Raw genomic sequence first — 6,531 nt, forward strand, 5'->3', positions numbered from 1 at the left:
GCGTCACGAGCCGGGCACGGGCGCGTCTCCCACCTGGAATCCACGGAGAAGGGAGACGGACCGGGTGGGAGTCGCACAAGCGGAACGCCTGCTGAAGGCCAGATGGCGGACCGCCACGATGGCCGCGGGCTGGGCGTTCCCCGCAGACTGGCCGCTCGCCGAGGTCGACGAGGTGTGCGCGGCGGTGTCGGAGGGCACCGACCCCTCCGACGCGCTCGTGCGGCTCGGCCGGGCTCGTGCCGAGGCGGGTGCCGGTCTCGGCGAGACGCTGCTCGACCTGGCGGCGCTGCACGCCGTGCTGACCGACGAGTCGCACGTCGTGTCGCCGGACGTCGACGCGCTCCCGTCGCGGATGGTGCGCACGACGGCGCTGGGGTGGGCGGACGTGGTGACGAGGCAGGCGGGCGACTGCGCGGCCGAGGACCCGCTGACCGGGCTGGCCACCACCGCCTACCTGCGGACACGGCTGGGCGAGGTGTACCGCGAGACGCCGGTCGTGCCGCTCGACTACGCGCTGGTGCTGCTGCGCCTCGACACGCACCGCGCCACGGGCTGGTCCCGCGTGGTCGCGATGACGCTGGCCTCCGACGCCCTGCGCACGGTCTTCGACGGCGGCGAGACCCTGGCGACCCTCGGCCCGAGCGTGGCCGCGGTGCTGGCCCGCCGCGACGAGACCCTCGCGCGCCGCGTCTCCAACCTGCGCGTCCTCAGCGCGGACCGGCTCGCCGACGACCCGCACGTCAGCCCGGTCGGTCCCGCGAAGGTGTGGACCGAACGCCTCCCCGACACCCACTCCCAGGCCTGCGCCCTCCTCACGTCGCTCGGACGCTGACCCCCTGTCCCGCGCCCGCGCGCTCCCCGTTCCCCACCGTCACGCGGGGACCCCACGTTCCCTTCTGGGGAACGCGGGGCCCCCGCGTGCGCTCCTGGAGTACGAAAGCTCCCCGCGTGCACTTCACAACGGCGCGAGAAGTGTTCTATTGTCTTAGTTCAGTAGCACAATCTGGGGAGCGTGTGTGGTCGAGTTCCACGTCGACCGCGGCAGTGGCCTTCCGGCGTACCTGCAGCTGGGGCAGCAGGTCAGGGAGGCCATGAGGCTCGGCTGGTTGCAGCCGGGCGACCGGTTGCCGACGGTCCGCGACGTCGTCGCGCGCAGCGGGGTGAACGCGAACACCGTGCTGAAGGCCTACCGCGAGCTGGAGCTCGCCGGTCTCGTCGAGGCCCGCCAGGGCTCCGGCACCTTCGTCAAGGCGTCCCTGGGGTCCGCCGCCCCCGAGGACCTGGACCCGCTGCGGGTCACGCTCGCCGGCTGGGTCGCGGGGGCACGCGCCGCCGGGTTGGAGGACGACGACATCTACGCGCTGCTGCGCGAGGTGCTGAGCAGGGGAGCGCAATGAGCGTGGTCGCGGCCGAAGTCTCGAAGTGGGCCATCCGTGGCGTCTCCTTCGAGCTGCCGCCGGGCAGCGTCACCGCCGTGGTCGGCGCCAACGGTTCCGGCAAGTCGACGCTGCTGAACGTGCTGGCCGGGCACCTGCCCCCGGAGTCGGGGCACACGGCGGTCGCGGGCCGCGTCGCGTACGTGCCGCAGCACAAGCCGATCTACCGCAACTTCAAGGTGGCGGACGTCCTGCAGTTCGGCCGGCGGATGAACGCGGTGTGGCACAACGACCTCGCCGACGCGTGGCTGACCAGGTTCAAGGTGCCGCGACGGCTGCAGATGGGCGACCTCTCCGGCGGCCAGCGCACCCACGTGACGCTGGCGCTGGCGTTGGGCGCGCGCCCGGACGTGCTGCTGCTGGACGAACCACTGTCCGAACTGGACCCGTTGGCGCGCCGCAGGGTCATGAGCGCGTTGCTGACCGAGGTTTCCGACAACGGCATGACGCTCGTCTTCTCGACGCACGTCGTCGCCGAGATCGGTGGCGTCGCCGACCGGTTGCTGCTGATGCACGACGGCCGCGTGCTCGTCGACGGCGACACCGACGAGCTGCTGGAGGAGCACGTCCTCTACACCGGCCCGCACGCCTCGCAGCCACCGGTGGAGGGACCGGTGGTGCTGGCCAGGCACGGTCAGGCGCAGTCGACGTTCCTGGTGCGCTCCGGCGGTGCCCGGGTGGACGAGCCGTGGACCGCCCGGTACGTGACGCTGGAGGAGCTGGTCGTGGCACACCTGGAGCGTGCGGCGTGAACGCGGAGACGATGATCTGGCTGACGTGGCGCCAGCACCGCTGGGCCATCACCACGACCTCGGCCCTCGCCCTGTTCGCGGCGTACGGGCTCGTGTCGGCGGAGCTGCGGCACTTCCAGGTGACGATGACGCTGGCCGCGTTCTACGGCCTGGTGGTGCAGCTCGGGTTCGGCGCTGTCGTCGGGGCGTTCTGGGGTGCCCCGCTGCTGGCCCGCGAGCTGGAGGAACGCACCTACTTCGTGGCCTGGGGCCAGGACGTCACGCCCGCGCAGTGGTTGCGCGGCAAGCTGGTCGTGCTCGGCCTGCTCGCCGCGGTGCTCGCCGCGCTGGTCGGCGTCGGCGACGGCCTGGGCGGCAGCGAGGACCGGTCGTGGCCGATGTTCGAGGCGAACTGGGTGGTGCAGGTCGGGTACGCGCTGCTGGGCCTCGCCATCGGCGTCCTGGCCGGTCTGCTGACCCGGCACACGCTCACCGCCATGGCCGCGACCCTCGTCTGCTACACCGTCGTCCGGACCGTGCTCGCCGTGGTGGCCCGCGACCGCTACCTGCCGGTGCACCGCTCGATCGCGCGCTGGGACCAGAACCCGGCGGTGCCGAACGACGCGTTGAAGATCGGCGACGGCTTCGTCGGCCGCGACCTGGAACCGGTGCCCGTGCCCGACCAGTGCGCGGGCCTGGTCCCCAACGGCTGCATGCGCCGCACCGGCTCCGCCATCGGCACCTACACCGACTACCAGCCGGCGGACCGCATCGACGTCTTCCGCTGGATCGAGTTCGGCGTCTGCGCGGCACTGGCCGCGGCGGCGTTGTGGCTGACGTTCCGCTTGCTGCGCAACGGCGGCGGCTGGCGACCCTCGCGTTCGCACCGCCGTGACGTCTCGACGGCTCCGGTCGCCCCCGCCCCGGCGCAGGGGTAGGCCGGTCCCGCTCGCCTGCTGAACGGCTCCACTGGGGGTGTGGCCGTTCAGCAGGCACCGTTCGGCGGTTGCGGAACGTGCAGGTAGGCTGCCTGAACCGTGGACTCCCGTACCCGTCTCCCCGTCGTCGGAATGATCGGCGGCGGGCAGCTCGCCCGCATGACCCACCAGGCCGCGATCCCGCTCGGACAGTCGCTGCGCGTGCTCGCCGTCTCGGAGAACGACCCCGCCGCCCTCGTGGCGCGCGACGTGGTCCTCGGCACGCACACCGACCTCGACGCGCTGCGCTCGTTCGCGAAGGGCTGCGAGGTGGTCACGTTCGACCACGAGCACGTGCCCGGCGACCACCTGCGCGCGCTCGTCGCCGAGGGCGTGAAGGTGCACCCCGGCCCGGACGCGCTGCAGTACGCGCAGGACAAGCTGAAGATGCGGGTGCGGCTGGCGGAGCTGGGCCTGCCGGTGCCGCCGTTCACCGAGGTGAACGACGTCCGCGACGTGCTGCGGTTCGGTGCCGAACACGGCTGGCCGTGCGTGCTGAAGGCGGTCCGCGGCGGCTACGACGGCCGTGGCGTGTGGATGCTGAACACCCCGTCGGGCGCCGAACGGGTCGTGCCCGAGCTGCTGGAGGCCGGGACACCGCTGATGGTCGAGCAGTGCGTGCCGATGCGCCGCGAGCTGGCCGCCGTGGTGGCGCGCTCGCCGTTCGGCCAGGGCGCCGCGTGGCCGGTCGTCGAGACCGTGCAGTCCGACGGCATCTGCGTCGAGGTCCTCGCCCCCGCCCCCGCGCTGGACGGTGACGAGGCCCAGGAGCTGGCCCTGAAGGTCGCCGACGCGCTGGGCGTCGTGGGCGTGCTGGCCGTGGAGCTGTTCGAGACCGCCTCCGGCGTCGTCGTGAACGAGCTCGCCATGCGCCCCCACAACTCCGGCCACTGGTCCATCGAGGGCGCCCGCACCTCCCAGTTCGAACAGCACCTGCGCGCGGTCCTCGACTACCCCCTCGGCCGCACCGACCTGATGGCCCCGGCCGTGGTGATGGCGAACGTGCTGGGCGCCACCGAACCGCCCGCCATGGGCCCGGACGAGCGCGTGCACCACCTGTTCGCCCGTTTCCCGGACGCGCACGTGCACCTCTACGGCAAGGAGGAACGGCCGGGCCGCAAGGTCGGCCACGTGACGTTCCTCGGCAACGACATGACGACGGTCCGCACGCGCGCACGGCTGGCGGCGGACTGGCTGTCCACCGGCGTCTGGTCGGACGGGTACGACATCCACGGCGAAGAGAAGCGGAGCGCGCAGTGAGTGCGGTTCAGGTTGGCGTGATCATGGGCAGCGACTCGGACTGGCCGGTGATGAAGGCCGCCACCGAGGCACTGACCGAGTTCGACGTGCCGTTCGAGGTGAGCGTCGTTTCCGCCCACCGCACCCCGCAGCGCATGCTCGACTACGCGTCCTCCGCGGCGTCGCGCGGTCTGCGGGTGATCATCGCCGGCGCGGGCGGCGCCGCCCACCTGCCCGGCATGGTGGCCTCCGCCACGGTGCTGCCGGTCATCGGCGTCCCGGTGCCCCTGAAGTACCTCGACGGCATGGACTCGCTGCTCTCGATCGTGCAGATGCCCGCAGGCGTCCCGGTCGCGACCGTCTCGGTGGGTGGAGCGCGCAACGCGGGCCTGCTGGCCGTGCGGGTGCTGGCTTCGTCCGATGTGGCGTTGCAGGAGCGCATGGCCCGCTTCCAGGCAGAACTCGAGCAGCTCGTACTAGACAAGGACGCGGCTCTGCAGAAGTCCCTCTGAGTGCTCAACGGCACAGCGGCGCCCGGTGTGAACGGGCGCTAACATCGTGCCGAGTACTCGCTACCGGGAGGTAACAAGGTGAACCCGAGCTTCGGCACCTACCAGCTCGCCGAGGAGCACGAGGCGCTGCGAGAGGCCGTCCGCTCGCTCGCCGAGAAGGAGATCAAACCGTACGCGGCCGAGGTCGACGAGAACGAGCGCTTCCCGGTGGAGGCCCACAACGCCCTGGTCAAGGCCGGCTTCGCCGCCGTCCACGTCCCCGAGTCCTACGACGGCCAGGGCGCCGACTCCGTCGCCACCTGCATCGTGATCGAGGAGGTGGCCCGCGTCTGCGCGTCCTCCTCGCTGATCCCGGCGGTGAACAAGCTCGGCACCATGCCGATCCTCCTGTCGGCCTCGGAGGAGCTCAAGCAGCTCGTCATGCCGTCCATCGCCTCCGGTGAGGCCATGGCTTCCTACGCCCTGTCGGAGCGCGAGGCCGGCTCGGACACCGCCTCGATGCGCACGCGTGCTCTGCTGGACGGCGACCACTGGGTGCTCAACGGCACCAAGTGCTGGATCACCAACGCCGGCGAGTCCACCTGGTACACGGTCATGGCGGTGACGGACCCGCAGGCGGCCAAGAAGTCCGCCGGCATCTCGGCTTTCGTGGTGCACAAGGACGACCCCGGGTTCTCCGTGGGCCCCAAGGAGCGCAAGCTCGGCATCAAGGGCTCGCCGACCCGGGAGATCTACTTCGAGAACTGCACGATCCCTGCCGACCGGATCATCGGTGAGCCGGGTACCGGCCTGAAGACGGCTCTTCGCACTCTGGACCACACGCGTCCGACGATCGGTGCGCAGGCCGTGGGCATCGCGCAGGGTGCCCTGGAGGCCGCGGTCGCGTACGTCAAGGACCGCAAGCAGTTCGGGAAGTCCATTTCGGACTTCCAGGGCGTGCAGTTCATGCTCGCGGACATGGCGATGAAGATCGAGGCCGCGCGGCACATGGTGTACGTCGCCGCTGCGAAGGCTGAGCGTGGTGAGCCGAACATCGGGTTCATCACCGCTGCGGCCAAGTGCTTCGCGTCCGACGTGGCCATGGAGGTCACCACCGATGCCGTGCAGCTGTTCGGTGGGGCGGGGTACACGCGGGACTTCCCCGTGGAGCGGATGATGCGGGACGCGAAGATCACGCAGATTTATGAGGGCACGAACCAGATCCAGCGTGTTGTGATGTCGCGCGCGGTTCTGAACGGCTGAGTTCTTCGGCTTTGTGGTGACGGCTTGGCGGCCGGGCTGATGGTCCGGCCGCCGAGCCGTTTTTTGTTGCCTACTCGGGTATTGGGGGGAGTGGGCCGAAGGTCTCCGCCGGCAGGCGGTCGATGTGGCCGTCGCGGACGACCTGCCATCCGAGCCAGCGCCAGGCGCCGTCGGTGCAGCCGGCCAACTCGTCGGTTCCTGCTTCGAGGACGGCGAACTCTTCTTCGGGGAAGAACACCAGGTAGGTGCCTACTTGCTGGCCGGTGATGGGGTCCCAGATGCGTGCGGTGTTGTCGTCGCTGCCGGTGAGGATGCGGGTGCCGTCGGGGGACCAGGCCACGGAGTTGACCGGGCCGGTGTGTTTGGTGAGTGTGTGGAGTGTTTGTCCGGTGGT

8 protein-coding genes are annotated in these 6,531 nt (G+C 71.0%); 7 read left to right on the forward strand and 1 reads right to left on the reverse strand.

From position 1 onward, the window contains the following. Window positions 1-64 precede the first annotated feature (64 nt). The 7 genes from ACZ7CH_RS40405 to ACZ7CH_RS40435 all read left to right on the forward strand — a co-directional run bounded on the left by ACZ7CH_RS40405 (window position 65) and on the right by ACZ7CH_RS40435 (window position 6,137). On the forward strand, window positions 65-832 hold the full coding sequence (locus tag ACZ7CH_RS40405; RefSeq protein ID WP_470376378.1) for a GGDEF domain-containing protein: 768 nt from the start codon (window positions 65-67) through the stop codon (window positions 830-832). Between the two features lie 184 nt (window positions 833-1,016). Next, window positions 1,017-1,397: a GntR family transcriptional regulator gene (locus tag ACZ7CH_RS40410; RefSeq protein ID WP_470370121.1), complete on the forward strand. Its 381-nt coding sequence runs from the start codon at window positions 1,017-1,019 to the stop codon at window positions 1,395-1,397. Continuing rightward, the gene (locus ACZ7CH_RS40415) at window positions 1,394-2,188 is read left to right on the forward strand and encodes an ABC transporter ATP-binding protein (protein WP_360394914.1); all 795 of its coding nucleotides are present in this window, start codon (window positions 1,394-1,396) and stop codon (window positions 2,186-2,188) included. The genes ACZ7CH_RS40410 and ACZ7CH_RS40415 overlap by 4 nt, the downstream gene beginning before the upstream one ends. After that, on the forward strand, window positions 2,185-3,105 hold the full coding sequence (locus ACZ7CH_RS40420; protein WP_470376379.1) for a hypothetical protein: 921 nt from the start codon (window positions 2,185-2,187) through the stop codon (window positions 3,103-3,105). Before ACZ7CH_RS40415 ends, ACZ7CH_RS40420 begins: the two co-directional genes overlap by 4 nt. Before the next feature lie 99 nt (window positions 3,106-3,204). Next, entirely contained in the window at window positions 3,205-4,404 is a 1,200-nt protein-coding gene (locus ACZ7CH_RS40425) for a 5-(carboxyamino)imidazole ribonucleotide synthase (RefSeq protein ID WP_360394920.1), read from the forward strand. After that, a complete protein-coding gene (gene purE, locus ACZ7CH_RS40430) occupies window positions 4,401-4,895 on the forward strand; it encodes a 5-(carboxyamino)imidazole ribonucleotide mutase (RefSeq protein WP_470376380.1) in 495 nt (164 codons plus the stop codon). Before ACZ7CH_RS40425 ends, purE begins: the two co-directional genes overlap by 4 nt. Window positions 4,896-4,973: 78 nt before the next feature. Continuing rightward, complete coding sequence (locus ACZ7CH_RS40435; RefSeq protein ID WP_470376381.1) at window positions 4,974-6,137, forward strand: acyl-CoA dehydrogenase; 1,164 nt, start codon at window positions 4,974-4,976, stop codon at window positions 6,135-6,137. A gap of 70 nt (window positions 6,138-6,207) precedes the next feature. Here ACZ7CH_RS40435 and ACZ7CH_RS40440 read toward each other — a convergent pair. After that, the coding region (locus tag ACZ7CH_RS40440; protein WP_470376382.1) for a hypothetical protein at window positions 6,208-6,531 on the reverse strand (324 nt) is incomplete at its 5' end.

This window comes from Lentzea sp. NPDC037011, from assembly GCF_055607425.1.